The sequence below is a fragment of the Rhizobium skierniewicense Ch11 genome, assembly GCF_023757665.1.
Taxonomy (GTDB): Bacteria; Pseudomonadota; Alphaproteobacteria; order Rhizobiales; family Rhizobiaceae; genus Agrobacterium; species Agrobacterium skierniewicense.
On the sequence record NZ_RXPG01000005.1, the window covers coordinates 542,031 to 557,458 of the forward strand.

The following is a 15,428-nucleotide window of genomic DNA, read 5'->3' on the forward strand; positions in this document are numbered from 1 at the left end:
CTTTAAGCTCCTTCACCGCATGGTTTTTCAGAGGCGGCAACATTCCATTGGGAAGCTGCGCTACCAGTTGCCGTTTCGATGGCCGCGACGGATGCGGGCTTGTTCGTTTCGACCGGAGAATAGGGTTTCAAAGCGGAACCAATTTCCGATCCGCTCGTTGGTGGTGTAGCGGAATCCCACAGATCCGCATTCAAAGGTCTCCTGTCACTGCCTGAGCATTTGGGCAGCCCCTTTTCCTCGATTGTGGTACAGGCACTCAGGACAAAGACGGCCATTGCTGGCAGAGCCAGCTTTGCAATTCTGTTTTTCATTATTTATCTCCCGCCGGCTCTTGCAATTGTTCCGCCAACTTTGGCGGCCGTCCCTGCGCCGGGTACTTTTTTGAGGGCTTCAAGTGCGGCTCTACCGAAACCGCCCCCGAGGGCCAATCCACCTGATGAAACCCGCGCTGCAATTTCCGGCAGTTGAAGACCGAGATAAAGGCTGAGCGCGAAAAGACCTGTCAGTCGCCATGCCATCACAATTTGAGTGCCAGCGTCCTGCCCTTCAGCATCGCCGATGTACGACTCGATAAGGCTGACAAGTAGCGTCAGCAGAGCGATCGTAAGGACTTGCAGAAGGACAAAGTTAATGGCCGCTGAAAGCCATGAAGAGAACAATGACTGTGTGGCGCGGAATAGAAGCATTGCGATAAACAGAGGCCCGAGAACAAGGATCAAGGCGGCGGCCGTTTTCGCAAACAAGTAAATGGCGAGGAGGATCATCGCGACGATAAGCGCCGCAATGGTAAAAACACCAGCCACGATGTACGGATAGACATCGCGCCAGCTTCCTTCGGAAGCAATTTCTTCTCCCATGAGAATGACCCGATCTATGATCGCATCGAAACCCGCCCCACTTTTGATCTCCTCTGTGCTTACACCGCTCGATGAAACGGAGCCGATGGCCTGACTTAGACCATCCGGCAATTGGGTGAAGAACAAATCGGTGACGTAAGTGTTGTAATTATCAACCTGCGTCACGAGTGCTACGAGTATCGAGATTTTGAAAACGTTGATCACAAAATCGGAAATCGGCGCGCGCACGTAGCCTAACAGGATCATGATCCCGAAAATCACGATGTACAGCGTGGCACCGACAGTGAGTGGTCCCTGCAATGCCGAAGCAAGGTTGCCTGCACCCTCTTGGATAAATGTTTCCAGCGGTTCAACGAAACTGCTGACGATTTCCGATGCGATCGCCATCCTTACCCCTTATTGATTGCGTCGCGCATTTCCTGCCGACGCACCTGCTTGGCAGCTTCAGTCGCATTTACGCAGTTCGGCGTGTCTTCAAGAGCGCCGGGGTTATCCTGGCACTGGACGAGCATTTGCCGTCTGGCTTGATCGTTGTTGAGATAATACTGAACGTCGAAGACTTCTGCCTTCGGCGCGGCTTCTGCCGGCTTTTCAGTCTCGCTGCTGCATCCTGTGACGAATGCAGCAAGCGCGACGGCCATTATCGTGTAGCCAGCGTTCATCAGTTCGTATTTCCAATCGCAGCTTTCATTTGGTCGCGCCGCTCTGCACGGCGCTCCTCAACGCGCTGCTCATCGACGCGGTTACGAGCTTCTTGGATCATTGCAACGCCCTGCATCCGCAACACCTCGTTTTGAAGAAGCGCGCTTTCTGCCTGAATACGTGCCTGCAGTTCCATTACTTCGCGTGGGCTTGAGGTTGAGCTGATCTTATCGCGAAGCTGGTTGAGACCTTCGAGGCGCTTTGAGGCTTGGTCGTAAACGACTTCACCAACGGCCATGTCCTTATAGGTCTCGCCCTTTCTGCGTTTCAGTTCAGCTTGATAAAAGTCGTTGGCGTTTTGTTGGCCCTTGCTTTCGTAATAGTCATACTGCTGCGCGAAGCCATCAACATTGCCTTTCAGCAAACCATCTACAGCGCTGGCATACTGACCATATTCCTGCGGGAGATACTGTTGGAAATTGCGATCTTCCAAAATCGTCTTGAGATCTTCGAGCTTCGAAATGTCGAAGGACTGATTTAGCTTCTGTGCCTCATCAAAAATCTGCTTTGCCTGATCAAGCTGATTTTTCATCTCTTGGAGTTGCTGACCCCATCGCGCGATTGCAGTCGCGTCGATGACCGGAATACCCTGCGCTTGCGCGCCGGTGGCAAGACCAAGGGCAACGATCGATGCGGCGAGGCCTACTTTCACAGAGTGTAAGGCGTTGACTGTGGCCTTCATCGAAGATTTGTTCGACCAAATTTTCGTCATGCGGCTTCTCCTCTATTATCCCGTTTGTTGAGTAGGATAGGCATCCAGTCGGCGGGATCGTCGCCAACAGTTGCGCGAATCTCGTCAAGTCTGTTCACGGCTGCTGTACGACCCGAAAGGATGGTCAATTCGTCGTTGAAACCATGCAGAGACAGTTCCGCCACAACGGAGTTGTGTTCCTGCTTGATCAAGAACTGCCGTTTTTCCACCGTCAGTTCTGTCTTGATAAGTTCGAATTCGCGGCGCGATAGCCCGAACCCGTCGATATAATCGGCGGCACTGGCTGCCGAATTAGGCATGAAAATCTTTGTCGGGCATTGCTCGATGATTGTGTACCCGATCGAAGATGCAATCGCGTCCCGCGGAGACTGCGTGCCGAAAATCATCAAGCCGTTCTGTTTACGGATGGTCTTGAGTTTGTTTTGGGCCAATTCACGAAACGCCGGATCGCCAAGAGCTTTCCAGAACTCATCGATGTCGATGACGATCCGGCGACCATCGATAAGCCGCTCGATCCGGTAGAACAGATACATCATGAGGGGTGTTCTGATCGTCGGATTATCCAAAAAGTCCGTCATATCGAACCCAAGGAATGTTGAATTGAGGTCCAAGGCATCGGTCTCGTTGTCAAAGACCCACCCAAGAGGACCGCCTGCGGTCCATCGATCGAGACGCGCAGCAGTCCCTTCCAAGTCGTTGGAAGACAGGAAAGCTTTCAACGCTGAGAGAGAGCGCTGCGATTGTGGCAGCTGGCGCATTTGAAGGATCGCGTTATCGATATCCTTTTGCTCTGGCACGGTTAGCGGACGTCCATCTGAATGCGAAATCAGATTCGTCGCCCATTCGACCGCAAAAGCATGGTCATCGGGGTTATTTAGATCAAGTGCCTTCAGGGGCGCGCAACCTGTTGGCCGTCCATTCTCAAGCGAGAGGTAGTTACCGCCAGCTGCACGAACGAAAATGTCTGCACCACGATCTTTGTCAAAGAACACTGTTGTTACATCGTGCTTTTGCAACTGCGCCAAAATGAAGTTCTGCAGTACGGTCTTACCTGATCCAGACGGGCCGCAAATGAAGGTGTTCCCAAGATCACCGACATGAAGGTTCAGGTGAAAACCGCATCCGCTCGAAGTTTTGAGCAAGGCGATAGATGGCCCCCATGGGTTGGTCAAATCGCCCTTCGGATAGGACATGAACGGCGACAGAGCCGCGAAATTGCGAGAGCTTATGTGACCGGAGCGAGGGCGCTGATTGAAATTGCCGGGGAACTGCCCCCAATACGCAGCTTCGAGGGCGAGATCTTCGCGAGCGGTCACAACGCTACAATCTGACATCATTCGACGGGCAATAGCCATCTTGTCCATGAGCGATTGCGCGGTGTCAGCCACAACCATGAGGTTGAGGTGATGGCGACCCATTGTGAACTTGCTCGATTCCAGATCGTCAAGCGCTTGGTCCAGGTCCACGATCTGTGATAGAGCGCGGTCCCTCACATTGGTCATCTGGTTCTGCTTCAGCGTCAGGATCGAGCGGCTTTCCGTTTTGGAGGCCATGGCAAAGGATTGCGACAGGACAAACTCAAACGGAGCTTGCAGAAGATCATTCAGCATTCCGGGCCGCGTCGTTGCTGGATATTCCTTCACCCCAAGGACGCCGCAATATCTGGATTGCCCTGCTCCGCGAAGCTCGATGACCTCACGGCCGAACAGAGGACGATCAAGCAGAATAGCTCCGTTGATCGGTCCTTCTGTCAGAGGCATTTTCTCAAATGACAGAGTACCAACTGCGTTCAGGTATTCACTGACTTGTGAGAACATGAAGCCGTTATGCTCATAGAGGCCGCAGAGGCGGGCTTCATAGCGGTCGAGTCCTGTGACGATTGTTGGAATGATGCCGCGAAAATCGCGCAGCCCCTTTTCGTCTATCTCCGTACCGGTTTTGCGGGCCTTCCTCAAACGAGCAACGAGCGATTTCGTCGGCTTGTCCGCATCACGCGCTGGAGCCCACACAAGGGCGAGGTAAAGGCGGTTTCGGTACAGCGTTTCGCTGGTCATTTTCTGCTTGTACTTATCGTCAAGCTGTTTCGCGAAAGCCGATTTGAAGGTTCCTTCAGGGTAATCGACGTCCCGCGTTCGAATAAGATGTGTCCAGACCGCCAGGCGCTCATCGTTGATGTTGCGCCACATGAGGTTCAGCTTTGCGTGAAGGTCATTTTTTTCGGTATGGTCAGCCGTATCGAAAGACGCGCCTTCAAGCTCGATTACAGCAAGCATCTGACCATTGCGCAGGCTCACGATGTGCTCATCGATGTGCCGGATATATGGCAGTTTTTCTGATGCAAGCGCCTCGCGCTGGATGGCACGGTTACGGCCCATGAGTTTGACCATTACACTTCGACCTTTTGAACTTCGCGCCAATTGCGCGCCTTTTTGACGCGGAGGGGGCTGACAGATGAAGCGCCCCAATACACGCGCGTCCGGCATTTGAGCTTGGTTGCTGCCCAAGCGAAAATGATGCTGAACTGGTTGGGATCGTTGGCGCACACCGCACGGCATCCCGCATAGATGAATACGCCAACCAAGAGATAAAGCAGGCTACCGCCTGCGAGGAAGACAAGCCCGGTCAAAACGATGATGATGAAGACCGCTTCCATGGTCACGCCCGCGAACATCGCAGGCCGTGTGCAAGCAAGGAAGAGAATGTCTTCAGTGGGCTTTTCGTCCTCATTCGCCATGGATCAGCTACCCGAAGAAAGAAGGTCTACGATTTCACGCGCACCGAACAAGATGATGGCGCCAACGACGAAGTAACCAACCGTCCGCAGATCGACAAAACCGAACAGGAAGCCAAAGCCGACCAAAATGCAGGCGATGATCGCGATAAGACGCGCAATGTTGCCCGTCAGAGCATCAACAATCGTTTCGAGAATGGATTCTGCGCCTCCCAAGCTTTGCGCAAAGGCAGGCTCGACCATGACTGCTGAGAAGAATACTACCGCCATCATCAGGGGCAGGAAGCGCATAGCGCCGTTGATGAACATACGTGGCTCCTTAATTACCGCGAAAAAATCAAAAGTGATTGGGACCGCTGATTGTTGAAAACGTCCCATTTGTTTTCCGGCACTGCTGCTTGCTGCGCCGGGGGAGAATTGGGCGCTTCTTCATCGGAAGATGAAGCAGGACCAGCGGCAACTACCTTGCTCGCCTGTCCCTGCCGCTTGCCCAAACGGTGAGAAAGCTCATTGATTTCTGCCAGAGCGGCGTCAAAACGCTTAGAATAGTCACTATCGACACCGGGTTCTCCGGTCCCATAGTCCAGTGCCGCCAACCGCCAGTGATCCTCTTGGCCACCGAACGATTCCCAACGCTTGCGAAGTTCATCCCCTGCAACTTCGAGGTTGAAGCAGGACGAAAATCCTTCGGTGTAAGACACCTTCAGGCTGTCGAAGGATTTCACAGGAACGCCAGCAAGACCGACTTTCACGGTAGCGCCTTCGACGAGAGCGAGCGCCACGCTTTGAACAGCCTCGTTCTGTTCAGCGTGGTCGCTTCGCTTACCATCGACTGTGACCGAATAGGTCGAGCCGCTGGTTTCCGCCATGGCGACAGCTGCAACGATTGGGGCCGGTGCAGCAGTCACGCATTGGGTTGCAAGGGCAAGAATGGCTAGCGTGTCCATTCTACCACCACAGACGGCGGCTATCGCCCTGCACGACATAATCGAGATAGCTAGGCTTTGCCCGAATTGGCGCGGCCTCGGTCACTACCTGGCCGTAGACGCGCTCTCCGTTGACCATGCGATATTCAAATACCGGAAGATCGTCGTTATCATTGCGACCGCCGTTGCTTCCGTTGCTGAACGCGCCTCCGACAGAAAAGCCGCCTTTGATCGGAATGAATTTTTCACACATGCGCATGTTTCGGCTGGAGCGATGTCCCTCGTCGTCATCCCGATAAACCGTGCGTGTGCCTTCCGGGCAATCTTCCTGAAACTCCATCCCGTAGCGGGTGAACTGCACATGGCCATCCGCTGATTTGCACATCGGGAAGCCCCGGCCTTTGGCCAGATGTTCGTAGAGTTTTTTGATTGGATTGACGCATTCACCAACCGCCATGGGACCGGCCGGATTTGAAATGCACAGAGCAACCTCACAGGGCCAATTGTCTTCTGCGTTTACGGGCGCGCTCATCAAACTGCACCCTGCCAATATGGTAACGCCCGTTACAAACCTCTTCAGTTTCCCGATTTTACGCACTTTATCCCTCCATCGTATCCGTGTCCGGTGAGACGAAAAACCCGGATAATTGCAAAAGTAGTGAAATGCAATCACGATATTAACGAGGAGGTGCTAAATGTACACCCGTAAAAATTGCTGTTTGGTATGGGTTTTGATTTCTTCGGTTGATTACTTGATGCCTGTTGCTGTCAGACTACACCGGATTTATACCGATGTTTTCGCATGGCTCGCGCCAGTTTCTAGTTCGCTTACCGCTTGCGGTGCTGATTGTTTTTCTTTTTTTAGCAATTATAAATAGAAGGTCTCGCGCTTTAATCAATCTGAATGGGAATCCCAGGAATCTCTAACAATGGCTTCACATGCATTCCCATGCTTTATGTGCAATACTCTTTTCTGACCGCAGAATGATGAATACCGGACGTTTTGAATGAGACTGCTCACTTCCACTGACGTGGGTGTAAATGCTTTGATTTATATGGCCGCTGTATTACCCCGCGAGGTGGTGCAGCAATCAGAGATTCAAGAATGTTTCGGCATTGTTCAAAGCGCTCTCAAGCGGCCCTTCAGGCTGCTTGGCGATGCTGAAATCATTACAACCAGGATGGGACGTTCCGGAGGCCATTCGTGGCTTCGAGATCCAGCAACGGTATCGTTGCGCGAAGTAATCGAGCTTCTTGAAGCGGATTTCGAGATCGCTCCAATTCTCGCTATTGATGAGCAGCATAAACCACGACACCCGAAAGCGACACTAAGCTTTGTTTACGAGCGGTCTCGCACGGCGTTTCTCAAGGAGTTGGAGCGTTTCAATTTTGCTGAAATCGCTGGCGATCCTTATACCCTAGAAGCTTTAGGTATCGAAATTCCCAAGGTGAAATAGGTCTCTGTTCATTCGATTTCATCATATATTTCAATGGTAAATCGTGCCCATGCGTCTTTCATGGAAACGGACTGGAGGTGTCCGTAATATTTGCCGTCATCTGTATTCAGTAAGATTGATCGTCTCTCTAGACCTGCCCAACACCAACATACGCCTATTTCGCGTTGTGAGTTGCTGCCCTGCTCATAGAGGCGGTACGCTCGATCACCGTACTCCGGCCAAGGCTCGCCAACAATTTCTACGGATCGTTGGGGAAGGCTAATGCGGCCGTTCAAAGCGCCGTTTACGATCTCGACCCAGCTATCGCTTTTCTCTCTCACGATACCGCCCCTTCCAATCCAACCTGTCTCGAAGGCCTGAACAAAAGCATGGCGTGGGCTTCGGACCCTACGTGCCATAACGCTGTTGGACATATGTATTCGCGACCTTTTGACGGCAAAATCGACGCATTATTACGATTTGTGGCGAAGCGGATCGGGTGATTGACGGTACGACATCTTAACCCACAGAAAAAAAGTGCACCAAAATGGCGAGTATCGAAAAAAAAGCGCTTAGCATCTTGAGCCATAACGAAAATTCATACCAATATTAGCGATCAATTATTAACGACGCCGATCCGTCTTTCGCAAACTTCTATCTCAGGGTGTGACAAAGAGGAAATTAAAATGTCTATTTAATGGTCGTAATGTAGTAATTCTAAATACCCATTTAAGACTTGTGCGAATCGTAGAATCGCAATAGGCCTGTGTAGGTGGTAACTAGAAAGTCGGGAAAGCCATGACGGTTATGGACAAAGAAGTGCAGCGGAAGATTGATCGTGATTTCGTAGCGAAATCACGCGCCAAGCGCATCCAGTCCGGACGGGTGTTCGTCCATCTCGATCTACCAGCTGAATTCGTTGAAAAATGCGACGAGCTTAAACAGAAGCGGCGCGTCGTTGGACGTTCCGTTATCATCGAGGAAGCTTTGAAGGAGTATCTATCGAAGCACCAAGGGGCATAAAGAAAAACGCCCGCCGTTGGCGCGGCAGGCGTTTTTGATAGGAGAGCCGAAGCTCGGGTTTGGAAGACCTTAATAGTCGACCACTTCACCTCCAAACCTAGCTGATCCAAGCAATTTTCGCAAGAGCCTCTTGCGAGAAAACGCCGTTGGCTTGCCTGTCATTTGCCCTTCTCCGAAGGAGGGAGAGGACAATGACATTTACTGAACGGGCTTTGGGACAAAGCCCGAACCCTTCCGGCTGGCGGAAGGTCGATGCAGTGCGCGTGAGCTATGACCGTATGGCGCAGGCCGCAAATCTTGGCGCGTATTCGCGTTCCGAGATTTGGGCAGTCACGAAACGCGCCCTTCACTGCATGAAAATTAATGGCACCGCGCAGCTTATTCTACAAACTCTCGTCTTCCGAACCTTCGAGGACGACTGGAAAACGGGTGCGCGGCCCATCGTCTGGCAGCAAAACGCCGCGCTGGCGCGTTCGGCCGGTCTCGCGATCAGCAACAACACCGTCCGTTCCGCTCTTGCATCGCTCGCACAACACGGCCTGATCACTTATCAGGACAGCGCAAATTGCCGAAGATCTGGAAGCCGCGCGGCCGATGGATCAGTCAAGTTCGCTTATGGGATCGACCTCACAATTCTCGTAGCTCGCTACGAGGAACTGCGAGCGATGGCTGAGCTTCACGAGGCGGAACACGCGCAATGGGTGGAATGCCGTACCGCAGTTCACAAACTACGCCGCCAAATCCCCGCACACTGCCAGTCCGCCGCCTCGCAACAGCTCAGCGGGCGATGGTCGCAGTTCAAGGCGAGGTACGAATGGATTAGCCGGGTAGTCGGGCGCTCGAACAAAGCACCGTTGGAACTTCTCAAGCGAGCCAGACGCGCCTATTCCACATTGCTGCGACATATCCAGATCGCCATGCTTTCCAATGCTCAGAACAAATATAATGATGCCAGCGCAACAGATTTCGGATGCCTATTAGAAACTACAACCCATCCCAACTCTGTATCTTGTAACGATGAGCGGAATCGCGCTGAAGCGCGATCAACTGATTTACATACTGACGACGGCTATGCCGTCGAAAAAACGGCTTATGAGAATTACGAAGGCGAGAGCGGCGCTGTCGAGTCCGATCTGCAAACTCCGAAGCAGAAGATTTTCGTTCAAACGGTACTAAATGCTTGCCCCGAAATGCTCGATTACGGGCAGATCACAAACTGGAGGGATCTGATCGAGGTGGCGGCGCAAATTCGCGGAACCCTCGGGATTTCACCGCAGGCGTGGCATGAGGCCCGGGCGGCTATGGGAGCGGCCGCGGCGGCGATTGCGATTGCGATTATCGTTCAAAAGTCTGCCGCTGGCCTTGTGCGCGAGCCGGGAGGATATTTGCGCGGCATGACGGCGAAGGTTGCCGGCGGCGATCTTCATCTTGAAAAAACGCTGCACGGTCTTATTGCCGACCATGAAAACCAGCGTTATTCGAGCGCTCATGTCTCCCGCGGCTTGGTGGCGAGAGCAGCGACGCCCTGGCGTCCGGAGACAATGCCGAGATTGCTGTGACATGCGTTATGTGGTGTTTCAAAATACATAGTTTATCTGGTAACGCCCCTGAAAAGCTGTTGTAATGACCGGGCAATTTGCATCTGGCGTGGCTAATAGCGTCAATCACAATGACGGTTTCCGTTTCGCGGACCCTCCGCAATTGAGATTGACGCCGCCACTTCAAGATGCCTTAAAGCCCTGTCAACAGCTTTAGGGAGTGTACCATGAAGAACCATGCTGAATTCGATATCCTCGGTCGCGTCGGTCGTATCAGCCCATTCGAAAGTGCCACGCGGGTTTCGATTTGCGCCAACTATCGCCGCCAAGAGCGCGAAGGCGGCGAATGGATCGATGATCCGCACTGGAACGAAGTGGTAGTCTTCAACAAGCGCACCCGCGATTTCATCGCGAACCACGTTGGCCCCGGCGACCTCGTTATTGCACGCGGCAAGCTTCGCCAATCGAAATTCACGGATAGTGCCACCGGCGAAGAGCGCTACTCGACGGATCTCATCGTTCTCGATTTCGGCCAGCTCGCCAAGAAGCAGCCCGAAGATAACTAAGCTTCATTGCGCCGCTCGAAAGGGCGGCGCGACCAACCGTGTTGCGAGGCAATGGACTATAAAACTTTCAGTTTGATGGGTATCGCCGCGATCGGCGTGTACGTCCTGTCCCAAATGGGAGAGGATAAGCGTATTGGCGGTCAAATCGACACGTACAAAAACATGATCGAGCAGACGACCTTGGCAGCTAATACGCAGCAGCCGGCTCAAAAAGTCGAAGCGCAACAGCAAGGCATCCTGCAGGGCCAGGTCCGCGTGATCGATGCGCGAACGCTTCAGTTTCTCAACCCCGATGTGAAAGTTGAAATCGCGGGGATCGAAGTTTGCGACAAAGGCCAGCTCGCGTATTTCAACGGGACGCCGTGGCCGTGCGAGCCGATGGCAACAGCGTGGATAGTTTCACAAACCTTGGGTCGCGAGATTCAGTGCCAGACGCTCGATCGTCGATACGATGCAACGGTGATCGCAAGGTGCGGGGTCAATGGTGCAGATATCGCCGCTGAAGCCATCGTTGCAGGTCACGCATTGGTCGATCAGAGAGGGCATTACAAGTTGCCCTACGACACATATCAATCGCTGGAAAACCAAGCCCGACAAAGCAGAGTAGGTCTTTGGTCGAGTTCATTCACAAGACCGGATGAGTGGCGCCAGAGCGTGTATGAGGATCGCAAAAGCCAGGTGAGGATGATTGAATAGCCTAAAACCCACTAATTTAGAGGGGTGGGCATCGCTCGCCATCGGCGAGCGACCGCGTGCTACCGCGGGAAACCCGCGACCGAGCCGCCCAATCCCGGTGATCGAGCTGACCCAAGGCGTCGGCTTCGTCTCAAAAAGCCGATTCCGAAGCCGGTAAGCTAACGACCACCGTTCAGGCGTCTCGGCCCTTCTGGTGACGCCCCCGGAAGCAACAAACGGAACCGTACAATCAACGCAATTTATCTCCGGATTTATCTCTGCGGGTACGATGGGAAGGTCATGCCGCGATACCTGCGCAAGATCCTCGCAGGTTCAGAGTTTCATCGCTCATGGGTGCTTGGCTACAAGGGCTTCTTTGAAGAAGGCGGGGTTAGATACGGACCTGCAAACCCTTATATGCCAGTTCTTGGACCATAGACGGTTTGAGATCGCGATCCTTCTTGGGGCTGAGGCAGCGAAGGCGTCTTCAGTCTCATCGCGAAATAGATCGTGCCAGACACAAACACGGCTCCCAGAATGGCTCCAAGGAGTAGTTCGAGTACGATCATACCGTTTCCCTCAACAAATTTCCAAGGTCCAGCGTCGTCCCTTGGGACCGCAAGATGTTAGCTCACGCTCAACACCTTCTGTCCGGCATACGTTCCTAAGCCGCCACCAACGCCAGCTGAGAGAAGTGTGACTAGGGTGGAAGCATCCAGGATTTGTGCGGCCGAAACAAACAACAGGGCGGTCGCGCCGCCAAAGAAAGCTGCTAGAAAAGGTTCCATCTAGACCTCCGTTGTAGAGCGAAGCATAAGGGATTTTGCTTGAAATCACAAATTTCGTGAGCTCACGTTTTAAAAACAATCGCCTGCTTACGGATCATCAATTGTTAAGGGCTTCGAGAAAGATACCGGGCGTCCGAGGCGCCGCGTGGTATCTCTAGCCATAATTCGTTGACATCGGACGTAACGTTTCAAAAAAGCGCATTAAGTCACGCTCCTGTCACTCGTATGACTGTTGAGGGTCGAGACGCGGCAACAGGGCATAGCCAAACGACAGTTGAAATAGTTTATAAAATGTTAAAGAACGCCTATCAGGGGTTGACTCGCGCTTTTCTCTGCCCCTACTGCTAGGGGAAGGGAGAAATGTGTATGAAACGGGTATTTACTTCTTTTGATTTCGACAATGACGAAGATCTCCGAAACCTTCTTGTTGGCCAATCTCGAAATCCAGACTCGCCATTTTCGCTCGCCGACTGGTCAGTTAAAGCGCATATGACCGGTGATTGGAAAGAAAAGGTCCGGACACGAATCCGGAGCGTCGATCAGGTCATCGTAATGTGTGGTACAAACACTAATATCGCGACCGGCGTCAGTGTCGAAGTGATGATCGCTCAAGAAGAAAAAATTCCTTACTTCTTGCTCTGGGGCAGGAGTGGCAAAACGTGCGTGAAACCAGTCGCGGCGCTTAGTACGGACAAAATCTACAAGTGGACATGGCCAAATCTTAAATCGTTGATTGGGGGCGCTCGATAATGCGTAAAGCGCTTGTCGTAGGTATTGATGACTATGATAACTCACCACTGTCCGGCTGCGTGAATGATGCGATTACAATTGCTTCAATGCTGGAAGCCAATGGAGATGGTTCTCCGAACTTTGACGTAAGGTTGATCACCAGTAACGAAACAAAGGTGACGGCGGCACTCCTGCAGGACGCTTTGGCTGAGCTCTTTTCCGGAGATGCTGACACAGCGCTTTTTTTCTTCGCAGGTCACGGACTCATTAACCTAGAAACCAATGCCGGCTACATCGTAAGCCAAGATGGAAAAAAGGGCGGATGGGGATGTTCACTTCAAGACATACTTGCCTTGGCCAATAAGGCTCATCCCCGGATCAAGTCCTCCGTAATCATACTAGATAGCTGCCATTCGGGGTATGCGGGCGAGGTCGCTGGGCTAGGAAGTGATGGCCAGGTTTCTGTTATCGGCAATGGCGTCACGATCCTTACAGCTTGCCACCGGCAAGGCACGGCTGGAGAAGTCAGTGGCCACGGCATTTTCACTGATATGTTGGTGGATGGTCTCCGGGGCTCCGCTAGCGATATTTGCGGTCGCATAACCCCCGCATCTATTTACGCTCATGTCGATCAGACTCTTGGCCCATGGGATCAGCGCCCAATCTATAAGGCTAACGTGCAGCGCTTTGTCGTTCTGCGAGAAGTGGCACCGAAAATTCCTCGCGACGTGTTGCGACGATTGCCAGAATATTTTGGTGACGCGACGGATGTCTTCAAGCTTGATCCTTCCTTTGAGCCAGATCGGGGAGAGGAGGCCGCAAATCTCACGGAGATCCCGGTCGTCGATGAGAACGTCCGCATCTATCGTGAGCTCCAGCAGTGCAATCGCCATGGGCTGGTGGTCCCGGTAGACCAAGCTCACATGTGGCACGCGGCTGTGTATGGTACTGGTTGCAAACTCACAGCATTGGGTGCTCATTACCGTAAGCTCGCTGAAATGAAACGGATATAGAATGAAGATTTTTGTTTCGCACCAAAGAGCAGACTCAGTTCTCGCGGCTGCAGTTGCAGCACGCTTGAAGACCCAACATGGCATTGACAGCTATCTTGATCTTATTGACCCCGAAGGGTCCAAGGCCGGTGAGAACCTTGGCGAATACATCCGTTTGCAGCTCGGCAAATGTACGCAACTCCTTGCCGTCGTCTCCGCAAACACGAAAACATCATGGTGGGTTCCTTGGGAGATCGGTATCGCAACGGAGAAGCATCAGCCCATCGCTACATATGCGGGCGACAATACCACTCTGCCAGAATATCTAAAAAAATGGCCGTATCTGCGTAGCCAGGCCGATCTTGATGTGTATGCAACCGTTAGCAAAACGACGGAAACAAGCTTTGTGCGCAGACGCGCTTACAAAAGCGAAGAACTAGCGAAAGCTGAAACCACGGGGGACTTCTACACCACGATAAGAAGCCGTCTCGGCCAGTAACTCAAAAGGTTTTGCTCAGAGAGCTTTTGAGAAGGGGCAGGTATTTTTGCACCTGCTCACGATCGCTATCTTTTTCGGCTTCTGAAAGCTGAGCGAATGGCAGAGCGATCTGACGCTCCCACTTGGTGACGAGGTAAGCGGGAATAATCAAAGATCCATCAGGTTGACGGAGCGCCTTACTGTGCATGTATTTTTGCCAATGTGCCCAGCGCTCGTGCTCTATGCTGGCTAACTGGTCGAGAAGGGTGTCTAAGATCGAGTCTATGTCTTGTTTCATAAGTTATCGATCCATTACCCCGATATTGCCCAGTCCATTCATTTAGGCAGAGGATAACGCAACTTCACAAATTCGTCGACTCATTGGTCGGATATACTACGGGTCGGTCGTCGGAGTTGATATCTACCTCGTCGACAATTTTTCCGTTAGCCGCGCTTCTACCTGTCTAAAATGCTCGCGCTGCTTAAGACTAGTTATCCTGTCATGCAAGGCTTTGGCGCGAGCTTCAATTTCTGGCTTTTTCTCTTGAGCATATTTCCTCAAACGTTCTGCCTTTTCCTTCATCGTTTCATTCATCGTTTTCTCCATACTTCGCTTTAATCTGGTATTGGTTGACTGAAATGGCCGAAATAAATAATCAAATCGGCGTTTAATTTACGCTTATATCATTTTATATTTGTATAAACCAGTCCGCCGCAAGGCGGTCATTGCTGTTGTTATGGGAAAAGAGGGCGCTGCCCCTCTCCCCAACAAGCATAAAAAGCCCATCCCCCATCCTTCACTCATACGACCTGGCCGGACGAGCCGGCTAGGTCTTTTCGTTGCAGGACGCCGGCTGTGCCGGCGCACCTTCGGTGTGGGTGGTCCCCCCTGACCTTTTTATGCTTGCCCCCCTCTCCCCCGATCTCGCCGCCGATGTCTCAGGAGCAGGAGCGGGGCTCCTGCCCTTCGGGACAGGACCGCTTCGCGGATTAAAGGAGATTTGAGCAATTGCGAAACTCGCAAAACAGCAGTGCAAGGCCCACGCAGAGGCAGAGGCGATATTGACCAAAGACCGTCTTTCAGATGACGAACGCGCATTCGTGTTTGAGAACTGGCACGAAGGAGCCGATTTCAACAACGGCGCAGCCGGTGCATTCTTTACGCCTTACGATCTTGCCGCCGATTTCGCCCTTGATGGTAAGCGGCAAGGAGACCCCATCTGGCGCGGCTGATGCTGAGTAGGGTATGTCGGGCATACGAGTTGTCTGAATGTG

The 15,428-nt window shown here is 52.5% G+C and carries 21 protein-coding genes; 8 read left to right on the plus strand and 13 right to left on the minus strand.

What is annotated here, in order from left to right; genetic code table 11:
* Positions 1 to 2: 2 nt before the first annotated feature.
* Genes EKM04_RS06125 through EKM04_RS06165 form a run of 9 tightly spaced genes read right to left on the minus strand, consistent with a single transcriptional unit; the run spans position 3 to position 6,460 of the window.
* On the minus strand, positions 3 to 311 hold the full coding sequence (locus EKM04_RS06125; RefSeq protein ID WP_183897745.1) for a hypothetical protein: 309 nt from the start codon (positions 309 to 311) through the stop codon (positions 3 to 5).
* A 3-nt stretch (positions 312 to 314) separates the two neighbouring features.
* A complete protein-coding gene (locus EKM04_RS06130) occupies positions 315 to 1,244 on the minus strand; it encodes a TrbL/VirB6 family protein (protein ID WP_183897744.1) in 930 nt (309 codons plus the stop codon).
* Positions 1,245 to 1,246: 2 nt separating this feature from the next.
* A complete protein-coding gene (locus EKM04_RS06135; RefSeq protein ID WP_183897743.1) occupies positions 1,247 to 1,519 on the minus strand; it encodes an EexN family lipoprotein in 273 nt (90 codons plus the stop codon).
* Positions 1,519 to 2,271: a type IV secretion system protein gene (locus tag EKM04_RS06140; protein WP_183897742.1), complete on the minus strand. Its 753-nt coding sequence runs from the start codon at positions 2,269 to 2,271 to the stop codon at positions 1,519 to 1,521. The genes EKM04_RS06135 and EKM04_RS06140 overlap by 1 nt, the downstream gene beginning before the upstream one ends.
* Positions 2,268 to 4,658: a VirB4 family type IV secretion/conjugal transfer ATPase gene (locus tag EKM04_RS06145; protein ID WP_234911051.1), complete on the minus strand. Its 2,391-nt coding sequence runs from the start codon at positions 4,656 to 4,658 to the stop codon at positions 2,268 to 2,270. Before EKM04_RS06145 ends, EKM04_RS06140 begins: the two co-directional genes overlap by 4 nt.
* Positions 4,658 to 5,005, minus strand: a complete 348-nt coding sequence (locus EKM04_RS06150; protein WP_183897741.1) for a VirB3 family type IV secretion system protein — start codon at positions 5,003 to 5,005, stop codon at positions 4,658 to 4,660. The genes EKM04_RS06145 and EKM04_RS06150 overlap by 1 nt, the downstream gene beginning before the upstream one ends.
* A 3-nt stretch (positions 5,006 to 5,008) precedes the next feature.
* The gene (locus EKM04_RS06155) at positions 5,009 to 5,311 is read right to left on the minus strand and encodes a TrbC/VirB2 family protein (protein WP_183897740.1); all 303 of its coding nucleotides are present in this window, start codon (positions 5,309 to 5,311) and stop codon (positions 5,009 to 5,011) included.
* 14 nt (positions 5,312 to 5,325) lie between these two features.
* The gene (locus EKM04_RS06160; protein WP_183897739.1) at positions 5,326 to 5,949 is read right to left on the minus strand and encodes a lysozyme family protein; all 624 of its coding nucleotides are present in this window, start codon (positions 5,947 to 5,949) and stop codon (positions 5,326 to 5,328) included.
* A gap of 1 nt (position 5,950) precedes the next feature.
* Positions 5,951 to 6,460 carry a hypothetical protein gene (locus EKM04_RS06165; protein ID WP_183897738.1) on the minus strand — a complete coding sequence of 170 codons (510 nt, stop codon included), beginning with the start codon at positions 6,458 to 6,460 and terminating at the stop codon, positions 5,951 to 5,953.
* 475 nt (positions 6,461 to 6,935) lie between these two features.
* Between EKM04_RS06165 and EKM04_RS06170 the strand changes: the two genes are divergently transcribed.
* The 5 genes from EKM04_RS06170 to EKM04_RS06190 all read left to right on the plus strand — a co-directional run bounded on the left by EKM04_RS06170 (position 6,936) and on the right by EKM04_RS06190 (position 11,187).
* Complete coding sequence (locus tag EKM04_RS06170) at positions 6,936 to 7,385, plus strand: RrF2 family transcriptional regulator (protein WP_183897737.1); 450 nt, start codon at positions 6,936 to 6,938, stop codon at positions 7,383 to 7,385.
* Positions 7,386 to 8,162: 777 nt separating this feature from the next.
* Entirely contained in the window at positions 8,163 to 8,387 is a 225-nt protein-coding gene (locus EKM04_RS06175; protein ID WP_183897736.1) for a ribbon-helix-helix protein, CopG family, read from the plus strand.
* Between the two features lie 191 nt (positions 8,388 to 8,578).
* Positions 8,579 to 9,946 carry a plasmid replication protein RepC gene (gene repC, locus EKM04_RS06180; protein ID WP_183897735.1) on the plus strand — a complete coding sequence of 456 codons (1,368 nt, stop codon included), beginning with the start codon at positions 8,579 to 8,581 and terminating at the stop codon, positions 9,944 to 9,946.
* 206 nt (positions 9,947 to 10,152) lie between these two features.
* The gene (locus EKM04_RS06185; RefSeq protein WP_183897734.1) at positions 10,153 to 10,491 is read left to right on the plus strand and encodes a single-stranded DNA-binding protein; all 339 of its coding nucleotides are present in this window, start codon (positions 10,153 to 10,155) and stop codon (positions 10,489 to 10,491) included.
* A gap of 51 nt (positions 10,492 to 10,542) precedes the next feature.
* Positions 10,543 to 11,187, plus strand: a complete 645-nt coding sequence (locus EKM04_RS06190; RefSeq protein WP_183897733.1) for a thermonuclease family protein — start codon at positions 10,543 to 10,545, stop codon at positions 11,185 to 11,187.
* Between the two features lie 605 nt (positions 11,188 to 11,792).
* Here EKM04_RS06190 and EKM04_RS06195 read toward each other — a convergent pair.
* A complete protein-coding gene (locus EKM04_RS06195) occupies positions 11,793 to 11,954 on the minus strand; it encodes a hypothetical protein (RefSeq protein WP_183897732.1) in 162 nt (53 codons plus the stop codon).
* Between the two features lie 366 nt (positions 11,955 to 12,320).
* Here EKM04_RS06195 and EKM04_RS06200 point away from each other — a divergent pair, with 366 nt between their 5' ends.
* From EKM04_RS06200 to EKM04_RS06210, 3 genes are read left to right on the plus strand one after another with little or no spacing between them, the layout of a single operon-like run.
* A complete protein-coding gene (locus EKM04_RS06200) occupies positions 12,321 to 12,704 on the plus strand; it encodes a TIR domain-containing protein (protein ID WP_234911050.1) in 384 nt (127 codons plus the stop codon).
* Positions 12,704 to 13,696, plus strand: coding sequence for a caspase family protein (locus EKM04_RS06205; protein ID WP_183897730.1), 993 nt, complete (start codon positions 12,704 to 12,706; stop codon positions 13,694 to 13,696). Before EKM04_RS06200 ends, EKM04_RS06205 begins: the two co-directional genes overlap by 1 nt.
* A 1-nt stretch (position 13,697) precedes the next feature.
* Complete coding sequence (locus tag EKM04_RS06210; RefSeq protein ID WP_183897729.1) at positions 13,698 to 14,174, plus strand: toll/interleukin-1 receptor domain-containing protein; 477 nt, start codon at positions 13,698 to 13,700, stop codon at positions 14,172 to 14,174.
* A 1-nt stretch (position 14,175) separates the two neighbouring features.
* Here EKM04_RS06210 and EKM04_RS06215 read toward each other — a convergent pair whose 3' ends face one another.
* From EKM04_RS06215 to EKM04_RS22895, 3 genes are all read right to left on the minus strand, one after another.
* Positions 14,176 to 14,451, minus strand: coding sequence for a hypothetical protein (locus EKM04_RS06215; RefSeq protein WP_183897728.1), 276 nt, complete (start codon positions 14,449 to 14,451; stop codon positions 14,176 to 14,178).
* Positions 14,452 to 14,574: 123 nt separating this feature from the next.
* The gene (locus EKM04_RS06220; RefSeq protein WP_183897727.1) at positions 14,575 to 14,748 is read right to left on the minus strand and encodes a hypothetical protein; all 174 of its coding nucleotides are present in this window, start codon (positions 14,746 to 14,748) and stop codon (positions 14,575 to 14,577) included.
* A gap of 485 nt (positions 14,749 to 15,233) precedes the next feature.
* Positions 15,234 to 15,428: hypothetical protein (locus EKM04_RS22895; RefSeq protein WP_286089334.1), on the minus strand; the 195-nt coding region annotated here is incomplete at its 5' end.

Coding starts and splice junctions, on each gene's coding strand:
- EKM04_RS06125 (WP_183897745.1), bottom strand. CDS start 311: ATGAAAAACAGAATTGCAAAGCTGGCTCTGCCAGCAATGGCCGTCTTT.
- EKM04_RS06130 (WP_183897744.1), bottom strand. CDS start 1,244: ATGGCGATCGCATCGGAAATCGTCAGCAGTTTCGTTGAACCGCTGGAA.
- EKM04_RS06135 (WP_183897743.1), bottom strand. CDS start 1,519: ATGAACGCTGGCTACACGATAATGGCCGTCGCGCTTGCTGCATTCGTC.
- EKM04_RS06140 (WP_183897742.1), bottom strand. CDS start 2,271: ATGACGAAAATTTGGTCGAACAAATCTTCGATGAAGGCCACAGTCAAC.
- EKM04_RS06145 (WP_234911051.1), bottom strand. CDS start 4,658: ATGGTCAAACTCATGGGCCGTAACCGTGCCATCCAGCGCGAGGCGCTT.
- EKM04_RS06150 (WP_183897741.1), bottom strand. CDS start 5,005: ATGGCGAATGAGGACGAAAAGCCCACTGAAGACATTCTCTTCCTTGCT.
- EKM04_RS06155 (WP_183897740.1), bottom strand. CDS start 5,311: ATGTTCATCAACGGCGCTATGCGCTTCCTGCCCCTGATGATGGCGGTA.
- EKM04_RS06160 (WP_183897739.1), bottom strand. CDS start 5,949: ATGGACACGCTAGCCATTCTTGCCCTTGCAACCCAATGCGTGACTGCT.
- EKM04_RS06165 (WP_183897738.1), bottom strand. CDS start 6,460: ATGAGCGCGCCCGTAAACGCAGAAGACAATTGGCCCTGTGAGGTTGCT.
- EKM04_RS06170 (WP_183897737.1), top strand. CDS start 6,936: ATGAGACTGCTCACTTCCACTGACGTGGGTGTAAATGCTTTGATTTAT.
- EKM04_RS06175 (WP_183897736.1), top strand. CDS start 8,163: ATGACGGTTATGGACAAAGAAGTGCAGCGGAAGATTGATCGTGATTTC.
- repC (WP_183897735.1), top strand. CDS start 8,579: ATGACATTTACTGAACGGGCTTTGGGACAAAGCCCGAACCCTTCCGGC.
- EKM04_RS06185 (WP_183897734.1), top strand. CDS start 10,153: ATGAAGAACCATGCTGAATTCGATATCCTCGGTCGCGTCGGTCGTATC.
- EKM04_RS06190 (WP_183897733.1), top strand. CDS start 10,543: ATGGACTATAAAACTTTCAGTTTGATGGGTATCGCCGCGATCGGCGTG.
- EKM04_RS06195 (WP_183897732.1), bottom strand. CDS start 11,954: ATGGAACCTTTTCTAGCAGCTTTCTTTGGCGGCGCGACCGCCCTGTTG.
- EKM04_RS06200 (WP_234911050.1), top strand. CDS start 12,321: ATGAAACGGGTATTTACTTCTTTTGATTTCGACAATGACGAAGATCTC.
- EKM04_RS06205 (WP_183897730.1), top strand. CDS start 12,704: ATGCGTAAAGCGCTTGTCGTAGGTATTGATGACTATGATAACTCACCA.
- EKM04_RS06210 (WP_183897729.1), top strand. CDS start 13,698: ATGAAGATTTTTGTTTCGCACCAAAGAGCAGACTCAGTTCTCGCGGCT.
- EKM04_RS06215 (WP_183897728.1), bottom strand. CDS start 14,451: ATGAAACAAGACATAGACTCGATCTTAGACACCCTTCTCGACCAGTTA.
- EKM04_RS06220 (WP_183897727.1), bottom strand. CDS start 14,748: ATGAATGAAACGATGAAGGAAAAGGCAGAACGTTTGAGGAAATATGCT.